Source organism: Streptomyces sp. YGL11-2 (assembly GCF_050054615.1).
Lineage (GTDB): Bacteria > Actinomycetota > Actinomycetes > Streptomycetales > Streptomycetaceae > Streptomyces.
Window position 1 is genome coordinate 61,208 of the sequence record NZ_JBNHIN010000027.1, and the last position, 16,245, is coordinate 77,452.

A 16,245-nucleotide genomic window follows, 5' to 3' on the forward strand; every position below is an offset into this window, starting at 1 on the left:
TCCCCAACGCGTCACACGATCCGCGCGGCGCGGCAGTGCCGGGTGGCGCTGCGGGGAGCCGACCTCACCGGAGCCGGCCTTCGGGACTGCGCCGGCCTCACCGCGGAACAACTCCCGGACCTGCTGATTCCCTCGCGTCCGCGGCTTGGTGTCGCCGGAAGTCACCACTCCGCCCGCCGACACCCCCTGTGACCGTCACCACATTCCTCCGATGTCACAATCGCCGTGCCTGCGGTGTCCTCAGGGTGTGAGGTCGATCTGATCGGAGGTGGTTGTGGTGGCACGGGTGCTGGTGGTCGGCGCGGGCTACGCAGGTGTGATGGCCGCGAATCGACTGGCGGTCGTGGGACGGTCCGAGGTGAGTGTGACGGTGGTCAATCCTCGGCCGGAATTCGTGGAACGTGTCCGGCTGCACGAGCACGCGGCGGGCGGGGCGAGCGCGGTACGGCCGTTGAGCGGTCTGCTGCACCGCGACGTGCGACTGCGGGTGGCGGCGGTGGAGGAGATTGCGGAGCGATCCGTGCTGCTCGACGACGGTGACGCGGTCGACTTCGACTATCTGCTGTACGCGGTGGGAAGCACGGCTCCCCGAGACCCGTCCGGTTCCGGGGACGCGTGGAGTGTCGCCGATATCGACGGCGCCGAGTCGTTGCGTACACGACTGCGGCGACTGCCTGCGGGAGCGCATGTGGTGGTGGTCGGTGGCGGCATGACCGGGATCGAGAGTTCCGCCGAAATCGCCTACCGGTACCCGTCGTTGACGGTCGAGTTGGTCTCCCAGTCGGTCGCCGGGTGGCTGCCCGGATCGAGCCGAGTGGACATCGGACGCAGGCTCGCGAACGCCGGAGTCGTGGTGCGCACCGGACTGCGGGTCACCGGAGTCCGCCGGGACGGCGTCGAGACCGATGCCGGCCCGCTGCCCAGCGATTGCACGGTATGGGCGGGCTCGTTCGACGTACCGGACCTGGCACGGCGCAGCGGCCTGCCGGTGACCCCCGACGGACGCCTGCGCACCGACGACGCTCTGGTGTGCCTGCACCATCGACGCATCGTGGGCGCCGGTGACGCGGTTGCGCCACCCGGGCCGGTCGGGGGTCACCTGCGGATGAGTTGTCAGGCAGCGATGCCGATGGGCGCCCATGGCGCCGACACGGTGCTCGCGCTGATACGGGGTGAACAACCCGCGGCGGTGTCGATCGGCATGACCGGGCAGGCGATGAGCCTCGGTCGGCGCGACGGGTTCATCCAGGCCACGCACCGGGACGACACCCCTCGGGGGTTCGTGTTGTCGGGACGGGTGGCGGCGGTGGTCAAGGAACGAGTGTGCCGCTACACCATCACCTCGATGCGGTTCCCCCGTGCCTACCGATGGCTTCCCGGCGCGACACCGACGGAGCCCGCGCCGGCCCCGGCCGCAGTCCGCTGAGCGAGGTGGGATCGGGCGGCGGACGAACCGCCGCCCGATCCCACCAACGCCAACCGAAATCGTGGAAGTGAAAGGAACAACGTCATGAAGGCCATCATCGTGTGCACCTCCGTGTCGCACGGCAACACGAAGAGGATCGCCGACGTCATGGGACAGGTCCTGGAGGCCGCTGTCGTCAACCCCGAACAGATCGACAGCGCAGAGCTAGCCGGCTACGACCTGGTGGGATTCGGCTCGGGAATCTTCTTGCAGAACTTTCATCCGCGGCTGCGCCAGTTCGCCCGGTCGCTCCCGAAGGGGGAACACGGCCAGGCGTTCGTGTTCGCGACCAGCGGACTGCCCGAACCTCCGATCCGCCCCTTCACCCGTCCCCTCGTACGGCTTCTCGACCGGAAGGGCTTCGAGGTGGCCGACACCTTCACCTGCCGCGCGTTCGACACCTGGCTTCCGATGAAGCTCGTCGGCGGAATCCACAAGGACCGGCCCAACGCCACCGATCTGGAGGCGGCGCGCGTGTTTGCCGAAACGCTACGGGCTCGGACCGGCGGGGTGTCCTGACCGGCCCGGCACGGCACGGCGTGACCAGGCGGAGGCGTCGGATCAGGACGGGCTGATCCGGCGCGCCTCCTGGAACAGGCCCTATGCCTCGGGCAGGGGCCGGGCGGTCAGGTGGTAGTCCTGCCGGATCCGGCCGTCGTCGTCCAGCATGAGGAAAATGGCCCTGGACCTGCCCTGGCTCCGACCCTCCGGACGAACCGTCGGCGCGTGCCCTGCCCGCGCTGTCAGCCGACCCGGCGGGCGAGCACCTGTCCGGGCCAAGTCTGGGACAGGAAAGGGTCGGTGCGGGTGAAACCGTTGCGCTCGTAGAACGCGACCAGCTCGCCCCCGCCACCCGCCCAGCAGTCGACCCGCAGCAGGTCCACACCGGCCCGCCGGGTCTCCTCGGCGGCATGGGCCAGCAGCGCCGCCCCGATGCCCCGACCTGCGTACCGTCGGTCGGAGATCAACAGCCGGACGTATCGCTCGGGTTCCGCTGCCGGCGCGATGGGCATCTGCGGGCTGGGCCCGGAGTCCAGCACCAGGGCCCCGACGGGCGTTCCGTCCAACTCCGCGATGTACGGGGAGTTCTCGGTCGTGTAGCGCTCGACCCGGGCCGGCCCACCGGGCTTCTGCGAATACGGTGTCGTGCCCCACTGCTCCGTGTTGCCGCGCGCGTTCATCCAGACCACCGCGGCGTCGAGCATGTCCAGAATGGCCGGGGCGTCGGCCAGGCTGCCTGGTCTGATCCGTATGCCCTGTGTGGTGTCGTTCATGGCGGAAGCTTAGGCGCCGCCGGACGGATCACGGGCCGAGCCGTGGCCTGATCGCAGCGGTCGTGGCGGTGCCGTACAAGCCGGCGGGTAACGTCCGGCCCGGCCCTCGCCAACGTCTCTGAAGGTCTGCATTAGCGAGGCGTTATCGGTGCGCTAGTGATCTCCGCCAGAGTCATGTGCGTCCGAGGGAACTGGTTGCGGGCCGCATCGGCCTTCAGCATCCTGTCCGCCCGTCGAACGGGGACGCGCGATATGCAGACGACGATGGACGACGACGGTCGCGCCGGGCAGGAAGGCCGAGAGGAAAGCAAAGTGGCACGGTCGAGAATTTCACGGGCGGGGTCGGTGCGGCAGCGCAGAGGATTACCTCTTCGTCTTCACCGTTGACCATCGCGTGGTTCGCGGCCGAATTCCGTCCGCGACGCTTCCGTTACCGGTCCCGGGCAGCTGCTCGGCCAACCGGCGGACGGAACGGCGTCGGATCCTGGTAGCCGCTGTCTGCGGGACGGGCGTCTGCCGCAGCCACCCGCGACGTCGCGCCGCCGAGGGTTCCCGGGCCATTCCCAGCCAAGGTCGGCAACCCCCTCCCCCCTCTCTCCGGGCGCCCAATTCTCTGGGGTGTCCCATATACCAGAACTTCGAACGAATGCGACGGGGACCGTGATGCGTGAATTCAGCCGCCGACAGATATGCGGACTCGGGGTGGGGGCGGCGGCCGCGCTCTCTGTCGCCGGGTGCTCGGCCTCCGGGACGTCCACCTCCGGCAAGGTCGACACCACACCCGGACAGGTGGCGCAGGGCAAGCCGATAGGTGACGGCTCAACCGCGTACACCGGAAAGCAGCCCAACCAGCCGCCCGCGCCGCAGAAGCTGGAGCGGGGTCAGAAGCCGCCGCAGTTCGTTGTCTTCTCGTGGGACGGTGCGGGTGAGGTGGGTAACGGTCTCCTTCCGCGGTTCCGCAAGCTGGCCGAGGACCACAACGCCTCGATGACGTTCTTCCTTTCCGGGCTGTATCTGCTGCCCGAAGCGAAGAAGCGTCTGTACCGCCCGCCGAACAATCCCGTCGGCGCCTCCGACATCGGCTACCTCAACGACGGCCACATCAAGGAGACGTTGAAGAACGTGCGCGCGGCGTGGCTGGCGGGGCACGAGATCGGCACGCACTTCAACGGCCACTTCTGCGGCACCGGCCGGGGCTCGGTCGCGCACTGGACCCCCGCCCAATGGGACGACGAGATCGAGCAGGCCATGTCCTTCGTCACCAAGTGGCGGACCAACACCGGCTTCACGGACCTCGACCCGCTGCCGTTCGACTACGGCAAGGAACTGGTCGGCGGCCGTACACCGTGTCTGCTCGGGCAGGACAACCTGCTGCCCACGGCGCGCAGGCGCGGCTGGCGCTACGACGCCAGCTCGCCCGGCGGCCTCCAGGTCTGGCCCGTCAAGCGGCAGGGCGTGTGGAACTTCCCGCTCCAGCAAGTACCGTTCCCCGGCCACTCCTTCGAGGTGCTCTCGATGGACTACAACATCCTGGCCAACCAGTCGAAGAACTCCACCAAGGCACCGCCGGCCCACTACCCCGGCTGGCGCAAGCAGGCCACGGGGGCGTACATCGCGGGCTTCCAGCGGGCCTACGAAACCAACCGGGCACCGTTCTTCATCGGCAACCACTTCGAACAGTGGAACGGCGGCATCTACATGGACGCCGTCGAAGAGGCCCTCAAACACATAGCCGACACCAAGAACAAGGACGTCCGACTCGTCTCCTTCCGCCAGCTCTGCGACTGGCTGGACGCCCAGGACCCCAAAGTCCTCACCGACCTACGCCGCCTCGGGGTGGGACAACAATTCACCGGACACGGCTGACGGCTCGGGGAGGAGCCCCCGAGAACCAGTCGGACTCCGGCCGGGCCCGTGACACACGGCAGCACGGCCGGCCGGCGTGGACGCCGTAGGTTCGGCGGGCGCCGCCCTGACCCCTCGGCGACGTGCCGCCCGTGATGTCAGCCGGCCCAGCAGCCAGGTCATCGTTGTGTCATCGCCATTTCATCGGCCGTGAGTAGCGTCGACGCCGTCCGACGCAGGCACGCTGCCCGGCGTCGGTCGTCTTCCACCCGAAGATCTCACGCACGGCAGACGCGAGGAAGGTCACGAGGAAAGTGGCGTGTACGGAACATCGGTGTCCGTTGCCCCAAGAGTGCCGGAGCGGCGGCTCCTCGGGAAGGCATCCGGGCAACGGCCCGACTTCGCCTGCTTGCACGTGAGTTGACCCTGAAAGGCATCGACAGAATGACACGTCCATCGGACGAGCAGGACCCGGCGACCGGCGGGTACTCCCGCCGTAAGCTCCTCAAGCTCGGCGTCGGCCTCGGCGTGGCCGTGGGAGCGGGCGTCGCCGTTTCGGGTGCCGAGGTGGCAATGGCCGGCGGGCCGAACGACCCGACCAGTCCGACGCTCGCGACCAAGGTGAAGAACCTGAGCGGTCCGGCCGAGACCGGCCCGTTCGCCTCGCCGTGGACCGACCTCGGCATCCCCGTACGGTGCCCGAACGGCACCATGCTGTTCGTCGGCGGCGACACCTTCAACGGCGACCACGTGCCGCGGCCCGGGGAGGCCCCCGATGACTGGCGCGCCCCGGTCGGCCTACGCTCCGGCAGCGCGGATCTGAACAACCTGCGTATCGACGGCAGCGTCGGCGGCAACCACGCCGTCAGCCTTGTCGGCGAGCCGCACCACCCGGTCGGCGGCCATGCCACGACGGCGATCCCGTCCGATGTGTTCGTCGTCGACGGCGTCATGTACATGCACCTCATGCGCGGCGTCATCTACGACACCCACCACACGGACTTCTGGCGCTCCACCGACAACGGCGAGACCTGGGAGTACCTGTGCCAGTGGCCGGGTGACCTGCACGGCGGCCAGTTCCAGCAGAAGACCTACGCGGTGGCCGACGGCGACTACTGCTACGTCCTGTCCACGGTCTTCAACCGCGAAGTGGAATCAGGGATGCTGCTGCACCGGGTACGGAAGGACAGCCTCGGCAAAGCGGACGCGTACGAGCCGTGGGGCTACGCCGACGGCGGCTGGCGGTGGGGCGCGCCTCCGACGACCGTCTTCGGCACCCGCAAGTGGGGCGAGATCTGCTTCCGCGCCATGGACGGCAAGTACGTCCTCACATGGCTGAACATGAACGCGCTGTCGATCCGGGCGATGGTCTTCCCGCTCCCGACCTCGGACCTGACCAAGACGCTGGAGCAGACCATGATCCTGCCCTGCGCCCCGGGGCAGGAGGTGGCCAACCTCGTCGCCAGCCCGTACGGCGGGTTCGTCGTCCCCGGGTCGACCTTCGGCAACTTCCACATCGTCGTCAGCCAGTGGTACGACGTGTGGAACTACCGGTTCATGCAGTACAAGATCAACATGCTGTCCTGACCCCCCGATGCCAGTCGCGCACGCAGAACAACACACCAACGCCGCCGGAGAGTTGGGGCTTCCCGGTCGCGCCGGGCTCTGCAGGCCGGGTCCTCCGCCGCCGCACGACGAACCGTCGTAGCGGCGTGCGGGCGACTGCGGCCACGACCTGCACACAGGGTGAGCCACCCCCTGCCCTCCCGCACACAGCGTCGACTGTGGGGAACGGCACTCCCTCCACAACATCGCCGAGATCAGGGCGAGTTGGATGCTCGGGAGCGGGTAGGCACGGATCCGCGTTTGCCTGCCTCTTTGCGGTGGGTCACCGTAGGTGACGTCGCGTCATCCGTTGCTTGGGGAGATCATGTTCCGCGCCCGCCGCCTGGCAGTCCTCGCCTGTCCGCTCCTGCTGCTGTCCACGGCAGCCTGCTCTCACACCGACTCCGACGACGCGAAACCGCCGGCGTCCTCGCACCGGAACCCCGCCGACGGCAAGCGCAACAGACTCTCCCTCACGGACGCGATAAGCCGGTTGAGAACGGCCCCGGAGTCGCGGGCCGGCTACACCCGCACGAAGTTCCGCCTGTGGACCGACGCCGACCACAACGGCTGCGACACCCGGCAGGAGGTCCTCCTCTCCGAAGCCGTCAAGAAGCCCAAGGAGGGCAAGGGCTGCAAGCTGACCGGCGGCACCTGGCACTCGTACTACGACGACCAGACCGTCACCGACGCCCGCGGGCTCGACATCGACCACGTCGTACCGCTGGCGGAGGCGTGGGACTCCGGTGCCTCCAAGTGGACCGCCAAGCGACGCGAGCAGTACGCCAACGACCTGGGCGCCGAACGCAGTTTGACAGCCGTCAGCTCGGGACCCAACCGCGCGAAGGGCGACAAGGACCCGGCGGAGTGGATGCCGCCCGCCAGGAACGCCGCCTGCACCTACGCCTCTGACTGGGTCGCCACCAAACTTCGCTGGAACCTCACGGCCGACCGCGCCGAGAAGAAGGCGTTGAGCAAGATCGCCGCCGGGTGTGCGCAGGCGGCGGTGAGGTACTCGCCCGCGCCGTGACACGGGGCCGGTGAGAGAGGGGGAAGGGCTCTGCCCAGGATCCTCGCGACGACGAGGTGCCGGCGACACAGCGGGCTCGGCCGGCGTCCCTGGACGTCGACCGAGCCCGCCAACCTGTCGTGGGCTCCGGCCACTTGGGTGTTACGGGGCCATCTCGTACGCTCCGGACAGCGCCTCGACGCGCTCCCAGACGCGCTTCGAGCGGGCGTCGTCGACGACCGGGCGCCGGACCGCGCCCAGCGCCCAGCTCTGCTGTTCCGCGGTGGCCGAGTCCTTGCCGTGCAGCTCGACGGCGTGCGCGGAGAAGTCGCGTACGAGGACGGCGAACAGCTCGTCGAGCACATCGGCGTCGAGGTCGGTCAGGCGCGCCTGCTCCAGGATCAGCTGGGCGTGCACGACGAGCGCGAAAAGCTGGCCCACGGCGAGCAGCAGGTCGAGGTCGCGGCTCTGCCCCTCGTCGGGGGCCGCGGTGGTGACGAACTCGCACAGCGCGTCCGCCTGCTCGCGGAAGCGGGCGACGTTGGGCGTCTCGGCATAGGCGTCGAACGCGGCCCGCCAGTCGTGGAAGCGGATGGATCCCAGGCCGCGGGCCGGTCCCTGCCGGAAGAGGAACGCGTCGTCGGCCGCGTCGAGGCGGGTCGGCACCGCTTCGTACTCGGTGGGGTTCAGCAGATGGTTGCCCATGAACTTGAGGATCAGGGCGAGGTTGACGTGGACCGTGCCCTCCAGCTTCGGCAGGCCCCGGATCTCGGTGGCGGCCTGGGCGAAGTAGGTGTCCTTCTCGAAGCCCTTGGCCGCGATGACGTCCCACATCAGGTCGATGACCTTCTCGCCCTCGGTGGTCACCTTCATCTTCGTCATCGGGTTGAAGAGGAGGTAGCGGCGGTCGTCGGGGCCGGCGGAGCGGAAGTAGTCGACGGCGCGGTCGCTGAACATCTTCATCCCGACGAGGCGTACGTAGGCGTCGGTCAGCTCGCGGCGCACGTGCGGGAAGGCGGTGACCGGGCGGCCGTAGAGGATGCGGTTCTGCGCATGGGTGACGGCCTCGTACATCGCGTGCTCGCAGATGCCGATGGCGCCGGTGCAGAGGTTGAACTTGCCGACGTTGACGGTGTTCAGGGCGGCGTCGAAGGCGGCACGGCCGGTGTGCAGGATGTCGTCCTGGCCGACCGGGTAGTCGTCGAGGCGGAACTCGCTGACGTACTTGGAGGAGTCGACGACGTTCTTCACCAGCTGGTAGGCGGGGTGCCGGCTGTCGGCGGCGAAGAAGACGTAACCGTCCGGGCCCTCGATGTCGGTGCGGCGGCCGAAGACGGAGACGAGTCCGGCGGCGTTGCCGTTGCCGATGTAGTACTTGGAGCCGCTGGCGCGGAATCCGCCGTCACCGTCCGGCTCCAGCAGCATGTCGGTGGAGTAGATGTCCGCGCCGTGGGCCTTCTCGGACAGGCCGAAGGCGAACACCTCTCCCTGGTCGAGGAGTTCGGCCGCACGGGCACGGGCGGCGGCGTTGTCGCTCTGCCAGACGGGGCCGAGGCCGAGGATGGTGACCTGCCAGGCGTACCAGTAGTCGAGCCCGTAGAAGCCGAAAATCTCGTTGAGGGCGGCGATGCGGGCGGTGTCCCAGCGCTTGTCCGGCTGCCCGTCGGCGGCGGAGGCCGGGGTGAGGAAGGTCGCGAACAGCCCTTCCTTGGCGGAGAACGCGAGGAAGTCCGCCAGCCAGGTGCGGGAGCGGTAGTCCTCGATCAGCTGGCGCTTGCCGCGGTCCTCGAACCAGTCGACGGTGGCACGCAGCAGCCTGCGGGTCTCGGGGTCGAAGTGCGCCGGGTCGTAGGTGCGGGGGTTGAACAGCAGCTGGTCGGCCATGGACGGTCGCCTTTCCGGATCGGGGTGTGAGGGTGGTGACGGAAAGCTTCGGGGCATGCCGGTGCACGGCGGCACGGGAGTGTGTCGGCGGTGGTTCAGCGCTCGGGGCCGAGTCGGTGGAGGGTGGCGAGCACGTCGTCGAGCCAGGCGAGGGTCATCTGCTCATACGCGATACCGCCGCGCAGCACGACGTGCTGGAGCTCTTGCCCGGCGTCGAGCGTGGCGGGTGCCTCGGGGCCGGTGAAGTCCCGCCGCTCCCCCACGAGATAGTGCGCGAGCCGGTCCGAGTGCGCCTGGTGGTGCCGCTCGACCTCACGGATCAGCGCGGCCGGGTCGTCGAAGGCCGCGCCGCGGATCTTCACGGCGAGTTCGTGCCGGACGCTCTCGGGTTCGATCGGCTCGTGGAGCCACGCGGAGAGCACAGCCCGGCCCGGGGCGGCCACCGAGTACTCCTTCTTGTCCGGCCGGGCCTGCTGCGGCACCTCTCGGACCTCGATCCACCCGTCGCCCTCCATCCGCTTGAGGACGCGGTAGATCTGCTGATGGGTGGCGGTCCAGAAGTACCCGATGGACCGATCGAACCGCCGGGCCAGCTCATAGCCGGAGCCCGGCTGCTCCAGCAGAGAGACGAGGATCGCGTGTTCGAGCGCCATACCGCGATTCTGCTATGCAACTCGTTGCATAGGCAAGAGCGGGCCTCCCGGTGAGACGGGGCTCACCCGGGCGGCACGACGGCCGCAGACGACACCTGCTGACCTGGGGAACTTGCTCGCCGGCCGGTCCCCGGCGGCGCACTCGGCTACTTCGCCAGCCCCTCCGCGGGACCCGGACCGCGGTTCACAAGGGCACAACCGTTCAACACGTTCACGGCATTCACCTGTGACTCACCGGTTCCTGCCGTCCGGTCAGGGCGATAGTGGAACCTCCTGGGCCTGCCTTAGTACCAGTGGTGCGAGCCTTTGGATCTTCACGTCGCGGGGACGGAGTCATGGCACATATGTGGTCGGTTCGTGCCCTGCACCTGAACCCGATCATCGATTGCCGGAGGAATGATGGGCGTCACCATCGGCATCATCGGAGGCGGCACTGCGGGCGCCTGCGTGATCAACGCTCTGGCGGAACATCCGCCGGACCTGTCCGGCGCAGAGTCCGGTGAGGTCCTGGTGTTCGATGACACCGCGCTGTGGTGGCGGGGGCGTGCGTACCAGGACGACGGGGAGTACGTCTGGTGCAACGTGCCCATGAGCGACATGTCCGTGCGGTACCACGATCCCGATCACGGCCTGGCGTGGATGCGCGCCAGGGACCTTGCCGTGGACGATCCGGTCACCGGTCAGCCCGCGCTCCTGACCCGTCCGGCCTATGGCGACTACCTGAACGCTGCCACCAGCGAGGCCATCTCCCGGCTGGGGGGCCGGGGTTGGCGCGTGCGCCTGGTATCCGAACGTGCGGCCCGCCTCTGGTGTGACCGCCGTGGAGTACGGCTGGAGACCACCGGCGGCAGGTGCCACGACCTCGACAGGGCGGTCCTGGCAGTGGGGGGCAACGCCTACGCCGACCCCTACCGTCTGTCGGGCACTGCCGACTACCTGCCCGACCCCTACCCACTGGAAAAGCGCCTGGCCGGCCTTGACCGCGGTTGCCGGGTGGGCATCCTGGGCACCGGGCTGGCCGCCGTCGATGTGACTGTGGCTCTCCAGGAACTCGGCCACGACGGACCCATCAGCATGTTCTGCCGCAGCGGCCTGCTGCCCGCCGTGCGCGGCCCCCACCGCAGCCATCAGCTCACCCATCTGACCGTTCCCGCGATCGAACGTGCCGCCCATGACGGTCCACTCTCACTCGCGGCTCTGAGACGGCTGGTCGAGGCGGAACTCCGTAGCGCCGGCAGCAGCCTTGACCACCTCCGCCGCATGCTGCTCCCCCAACCCCCGCTCACCCGCCTGTCCGCCGAACTGGACGCCTTCCGCACCGGCAACGACATCGGCCCCCAGGTCCTGCAGAAAGCAGTCCCCACGGTCGGACAGGACCTGTGGTACCTGCTGGCGCAGGACGCCAAACACTGGATCCTCGACCGCCTCCACCGCTACGTGATGGCTCTGTGCTGCCCGATGCCCCTCGTCAACGCGACCCGGATCGCCCACCTGCTGTCCAGCGGCCGGCTCACCGTCCATCCCGGCACCACCGGCGTACAGCCCGCACCCCTCAGAGGGTTCACCATCGACACCAGTGCCGGGCCCGTCCGCGTGGACCTCCTGGTGAACACCGTGACCCCGGCTCGCCGCACCATCCCCCACCTGGCGCGCGGCCTCATCGACCATGCCACCGCCACCGGCGTGCTCGGGCGGCACCCCCTGGGAGGGCTGCACCTGGACCGGCACACCAGCCTGGCCCTCACCCCGCACGGCCGCCCCCAGCCACGCCTCCACCTGCTGGGCGAACTCACCGGCACCGCCTTCTACTTCATCTCCGGCATGCCCGTACTGGCCAAGCGCAGTGCCGACATCGCCCATTGCCTCAGCCGCGGCAACACCCCCACCGCACCTCGCCGTTCCAGGCGTGTCGGTCCGCCGAACCGAAGGCCGGCACCCTGGCGCGCAGCTGCCGACCGCATCCATGACCCGAAAACGACCGACAGGGAGATCTCCATGAGCAACGAGACCACCGCCGTCGACAAAGGATCGGAAGCCCTGACCCTGCTGGAACAGGCAATGGAGTACGCCTACCCGGCAGCGCTCCGCGCCGCAGCGGTCACCGGCGTGGCGGACCACCTCGCCGACGGTCCCAAGACACCGGAGGAACTCGGCCGCATGACCGGGGCCGACGCGCAGAAGCTTTACCGGACACTGCGGCTCCTGGCCACTCGTGGCGTGTTCCGCGAGGACGAGCAGGGACGGTTCGAGCTGACCAGCACCGCTGAGTATCTGCGCAGCGATGTGCCGCTGTCGGTGCGGGCGGCGATCATGATGATCACCAGCAAGGCCATGTGGCTGTCGACCGGCGAGCTCGCCGGAACCCTGCGAGGCGACAGCGACATCTCGTTCGAGCGCCTCTTCGGCAAGACCATCTGGGAACACTGGGGCCGCGACCTGCCGCCGGAGGAGGAGTTCCACACCGGCATGATGTCGATGACCGAGCCGGAGATCCAGTCTCCTGTGCACAGCTACGACTTCCCCGAAGGAGCCACCGTCGTCGACGTGGGCGGCGGCTACGGAGGGCTGCTGCTCCCCGTCCTGCGGGCAAACCCGACCCTGCGAGGCGTCCTGTACGACCGGGAACACGTCCTGGCCAAGCACCGACTGGCCGAACTCGGCGCGGACAACCGCTGGGAGGCGGTCCCGGGAGACTTCTTCGAGACGTGCCCGGAAGGAGACGTGTACCTCCTCAAATACATCACACACGACTGGGACGACGAACGGGCAGCGCTGATCCTGCGCAACTGCCGCCAGGCAATGAAACCCGGCGGACGCGTGCTCCTCTTCGACATGGTCATCCCGCCGGGGAACTCCCCGCATCCAGGCAAGCTCATGGACTTCATCGTGATGGCGATCTATCCCGGCCGCGAACGCACCGAGGAGGACTTCCGCCAACTGCTGGCGAAAGCGGGGCTGCGGCTGACCCGGATCAACAACACGGCCGGCTACCTCTCGACGATCGAAGCCGTCGCAGCCTGACGACGCGTTCGGCACGGGACGCTGTCGCGCATCCGGAGGAAACGGAGCACCGCCGACTTCACCGCGGGCCGCTTCCGCGCCAGTATGACGCTCCGGTATCACCCGGTGCGCGACAGAGCGGCTTGGCTGCCGGACCGGCGATCACGGGGAGCCCCCCGTCACGTTGCCGATCGCTGCCCGGCCTTGGGGCGGGCGAGGGTCCGGGCGCGTTCGCGCAGGGCGGTGGCGCGTGGTTGGCGGGGGAAGCATCGCAGGTCTTCGCGGAGGCGGCCCAGGGCCCGCTCGACTTGCGCGGAGTGCAGGTGGGGGTAGTGGTCGAGGAACGTGTGCCAGTGGCTGCAGGCGGCTTCGAGGTGCCCGGCCTCCAGAAGGGTTTCGGCGAGTCGGGCCTGCGTGAGGGCGTAGGAGCGACGCCGGTCGGGGTCCCGGTGGGTTGCGGCGCGCAGGCTCACAAGGGCGCTCTCACGGTCGCCCAGGAGCTGGAGGGTGTGCGCCTGTTGGTAGTTGAGTGAGGGGCGGGCGTAGGAGCTGAACGGGCCGGCGGGGCTGGTGGCTTGTTCATGGTGGCGTTCTGCCGCGGCCAGGTCGGCCAGGGCGAGGCGGGGACGGCGTTCATGGGCGTGGATGACGGCGCGTTGGGCGAGCAGGTATGCCTTGGCGGCCGGGAAGGCACGGGGGCCGGCGGTGTGGACGGCGGCCCTGGCGAGGTCGCCGGCGTGGCTGTGGTACCCCAGTTGAAGGGCATGCCGGCTCATGGCGCGCAGGGTGATCGCGTACAGGACGCGGTGGGCGGCCTGGCGGGAGAGGGCCAGGGCGATGTGGAAGTAGCGCTGGGCCAGTCCAGGGTGGCCGGCGTCCGCGGTCATGGTGGCGAGCAGGTGGGTGAGTTGGGCGGTGCCGGTGAGCAGGTCCCGGTGCAGGGATCGTGGGGCGGGGCCGGCGAGGAGCGGACGGGTGCTGCCGGCGAGGTAGCAGATCAGGGCGAGGCGGACGTGGGTGCCGCCGTGCCGCTCGGAAAGGTACTCGAAGGTGTGGGTCAGCTCCTGAAGGGTTTCGGCGTCCGCGGGTACGACCGTCTGCCTGGGTGGGGGCGGCGGTTCGGAGCCGTGCCGCGGCGGTGAGGGGTCCCAGGCAGGCAGGGGACGGTCGGACAGGCTGTAGAGGGAGCGGACGAGGAAGCCCCGGCGTTCCGGATCGGTTTCCTGGCGACACAGAGTGAGCAACTGGTGTACGGCGTTGGCCTTTTCGGGCCGGGCGGGCAGAGGGGCACCCGACGCCGGCCTTCTGGACAGACCGGTTTCCTCGGCGGATATCGGTCGGCCGAGATGCCGGCTGAACGTTTCCGCGACCAGGTGGGGAACCGGCGGGCGGGGACGGGATCCGGCCAGCCAGTGCGCGACCGAGGTTCGGTCGTAGCGCAAACGCAGGCCCTGGGCCGCGCCCAGGCCGTTGACCGCGCGGGCCAGCTTCCCGGCGCTCCAGTTCGTCTCGGAAAGTAGCGCGGCGAGTCGGAGGTTGGGGTGACGAGGGGGCATGGCTTTCCCTAGCTTGGCGCGGCATCCGGCCGCCCCTCACCGGCACGCAGGCGTTCCGCGAGTGCACGGAGGGAGGACGGTGGCAGAATTCCGCAGAAGCCCGGTCGGGTAGGCGATGGGGTCACTCCCGCCAGTCGGGTGTCTCACCCACGCCGTGGGGAGGTCGTGGTGGCCCCACCGACTGGCCATCTTGGCACAGGGAGCGTCACGACTGCCGAGTTCACGGTCACAATGTTTTCGGGCCGGGGGCCACAACGTCCGGCGCGCAGGACCGCAGAGCGTCCGGCAGCAGTCCGGCGAGAGAACCGCAGGTGGCGGCCAGGGACGCGGAACACAGCGGAACAGCCGGACCCAGCAGGCCACTTCGCTCCGGCGGAGGTCGGCCGCGACCGTGACGTGGGAATGTCACCAGGTGTCGACGGCGTCGATCTGCACCAGGTAGTAGCCGACCTCCTGCAAGGTCAGCCAGCACTCCCACAACTTCCGGGTGGACCCATCGCCCCACGGGTTGCCCAGGCAGAGTCGGCCGCCGGCCGGGTCCACGTCCTTGACGAAGTAGGCGTGGTTCTGGACCAGCCGGCCGTCCGCGATCTCCGCGGCGTCGCCGGGGTCGGCGTTGGGCGCGGCGGCGGTGGTGGCGACGAGTGCCTGGCCCCGCGACTTCCGGGTGTCGATGTCCTGGATGAGCCATGGCGAGCCGATGTCGACCTTCTGCCCCACGCGACCGGTGATCAGGGTGAGCGCGTCGCTCGGGGGGCCACCGTGGACGATGTCGTGGTAGTTGCCGTGGAACTGGGCGGCAGCCTTCTCGAAGAAGCCCGGCCACGTCTCCGCGTAACGGGCGTCCTCGGTGTGGCCCTTGGCGCCCCAGAGCCTGCCGTGGCCGTAGGGCAGGTCGGGTGCCAGGGTGATGGTGATCGGGCTGCCCTCGTCGTAGAGCGTGACGGTGAGGGTGCCGTTGGCTTCCTGCCGGACGTGTCGCGGGGCGTGCTGCGGATTGGCCTGGAGCACGGCCTGCATGCTGGTCAGCAGCCAGCAGTCCCCGAACAGGCCCTGGTCCATGTCCTGCCAGGACATCGCCTCGGTCGAGGCCGAGACCCACTGCCAGTTCTCGGTGACGTACGCGCCGTCCACCTGGGCGAACGGCCCCTCGGGCAGTACCCAGCCGTGGTCGTCGCAGTGACACCCGCTGCACGCGGCGTTGTACTCGGGCTGGCTGCACGACATCCCGGTACCGATCAGCATCGCGCCGTAGGGACTGACCGTACGCAGCAGCCAGCTGAAGAGGTCCTGAGCCCGCCGCCAGTCGTAGACGGGCTCACCGTGCTCGTCCTCGACGTGGGTGAGGGCGTCCCAGCGCTCCAGGCCCTGCATCCCGAACCGGCGTATCACCATGTCGAGTTCGGTGGGCGGCAGCGGCATCAGCAGGTTGCCGACCTGGTCGAGTAGTGAGCGGGCACCGTACTGCTGCTCGTCGGCGAACAGGACGTCCCATGCCTGGCGGCCGACCGCTTCGGCCCGCTGCGGGTTCGGTGGTGGACCGGGCGGCTGCCAGGGCAGTTCGACCAGCGGATGGCCGCCCCGCACGTACTGGAGCCGGTCCAGGCTGGCGCCGTCGCTGATCCCCTGCACCACGTTCACGGCGCTCATCAGCGCCTCACCGCCGGGAATGAACGGCGCGGCCATGTCGGCGACCTGGCGCCAGTCGTTGCGGTGGTATCCCACGTATTCTCCCCCGTCTGTCCCCCACTTCAGCCAACGACGGTACGCGGGCGGCTCGCCGACCCTGCCACCACCCCTGCCCGGGGATCGGCTCCATCGAACCCGATCCGGCACGCCCAGTCACCTGCGGAGTCCGCCCACTCCCACCGGGGCTGGTCGATCGCGAGTAGACGCATTGCGAAGTGGGTGTCGACCCCGTGCTAACGACATGCGCCACAACGGCCCGGCATCC

Annotated in this window: 11 protein-coding genes; 6 read left to right on the forward strand and 5 right to left on the reverse strand. The window is 69.2% G+C overall.

All coding sequences use genetic code 11. The features are described 5' to 3' along the window. The first annotated feature begins 277 nt into the window (after positions 1-277). Together ACO1BR_RS27245 and ACO1BR_RS27250 are read left to right on the forward strand one after the other, a co-directional pair. Positions 278-1,426 carry an NAD(P)/FAD-dependent oxidoreductase gene (locus ACO1BR_RS27245; protein ID WP_426797743.1) on the forward strand — a complete coding sequence of 383 codons (1,149 nt, stop codon included), beginning with the start codon at positions 278-280 and terminating at the stop codon, positions 1,424-1,426. A gap of 84 nt (positions 1,427-1,510) precedes the next feature. Next, positions 1,511-1,984, forward strand: coding sequence for a flavodoxin family protein (locus ACO1BR_RS27250; protein WP_426797744.1), 474 nt, complete (start codon positions 1,511-1,513; stop codon positions 1,982-1,984). Positions 1,985-2,208: 224 nt separating this feature from the next. Here ACO1BR_RS27250 and ACO1BR_RS27255 read toward each other — a convergent pair whose 3' ends face one another. Next, entirely contained in the window at positions 2,209-2,739 is a 531-nt protein-coding gene (locus ACO1BR_RS27255) for a GNAT family N-acetyltransferase (protein WP_426797745.1), read from the reverse strand. 663 nt (positions 2,740-3,402) lie between these two features. Here ACO1BR_RS27255 and ACO1BR_RS27260 point away from each other — a divergent pair. The 3 genes from ACO1BR_RS27260 to ACO1BR_RS27270 all read left to right on the forward strand — a co-directional run bounded on the left by ACO1BR_RS27260 (position 3,403) and on the right by ACO1BR_RS27270 (position 7,219). After that, positions 3,403-4,605: a hypothetical protein gene (locus ACO1BR_RS27260; protein ID WP_426797746.1), complete on the forward strand. Its 1,203-nt coding sequence runs from the start codon at positions 3,403-3,405 to the stop codon at positions 4,603-4,605. A 423-nt stretch (positions 4,606-5,028) separates the two neighbouring features. After that, entirely contained in the window at positions 5,029-6,171 is a 1,143-nt protein-coding gene (locus tag ACO1BR_RS27265; RefSeq protein WP_426797747.1) for a DUF4185 domain-containing protein, read from the forward strand. Positions 6,172-6,514: 343 nt separating this feature from the next. Beyond that, positions 6,515-7,219 (forward strand): HNH endonuclease family protein, encoded by a 705-nt coding sequence (locus tag ACO1BR_RS27270; RefSeq protein WP_426797748.1) that lies wholly within the window; start codon positions 6,515-6,517, stop codon positions 7,217-7,219. Positions 7,220-7,360: 141 nt separating this feature from the next. Here ACO1BR_RS27270 and ACO1BR_RS27275 read toward each other — a convergent pair whose 3' ends face one another. Further along, the gene (locus ACO1BR_RS27275; protein WP_426797749.1) at positions 7,361-9,082 is read right to left on the reverse strand and encodes an acyl-CoA dehydrogenase family protein; all 1,722 of its coding nucleotides are present in this window, start codon (positions 9,080-9,082) and stop codon (positions 7,361-7,363) included. Positions 9,083-9,177: 95 nt separating this feature from the next. Next, positions 9,178-9,735, reverse strand: coding sequence for a PadR family transcriptional regulator (locus ACO1BR_RS27280; RefSeq protein ID WP_426797750.1), 558 nt, complete (start codon positions 9,733-9,735; stop codon positions 9,178-9,180). A 399-nt stretch (positions 9,736-10,134) separates the two neighbouring features. On the opposite strand from ACO1BR_RS27280, the gene ACO1BR_RS27285 reads away from it, so the two are divergent. Next, positions 10,135-12,756 (forward strand): methyltransferase, encoded by a 2,622-nt coding sequence (locus ACO1BR_RS27285; RefSeq protein ID WP_426797751.1) that lies wholly within the window; start codon positions 10,135-10,137, stop codon positions 12,754-12,756. Between the two features lie 158 nt (positions 12,757-12,914). Here ACO1BR_RS27285 and ACO1BR_RS27290 read toward each other — a convergent pair whose 3' ends face one another. After that, positions 12,915-14,291: a hypothetical protein gene (locus tag ACO1BR_RS27290; RefSeq protein WP_426797752.1), complete on the reverse strand. Its 1,377-nt coding sequence runs from the start codon at positions 14,289-14,291 to the stop codon at positions 12,915-12,917. 405 nt (positions 14,292-14,696) lie between these two features. Next, positions 14,697-16,016, reverse strand: coding sequence for a C2 family cysteine protease (locus ACO1BR_RS27295; protein WP_426797753.1), 1,320 nt, complete (start codon positions 16,014-16,016; stop codon positions 14,697-14,699). Positions 16,017-16,245: the final 229 nt, after the last annotated feature.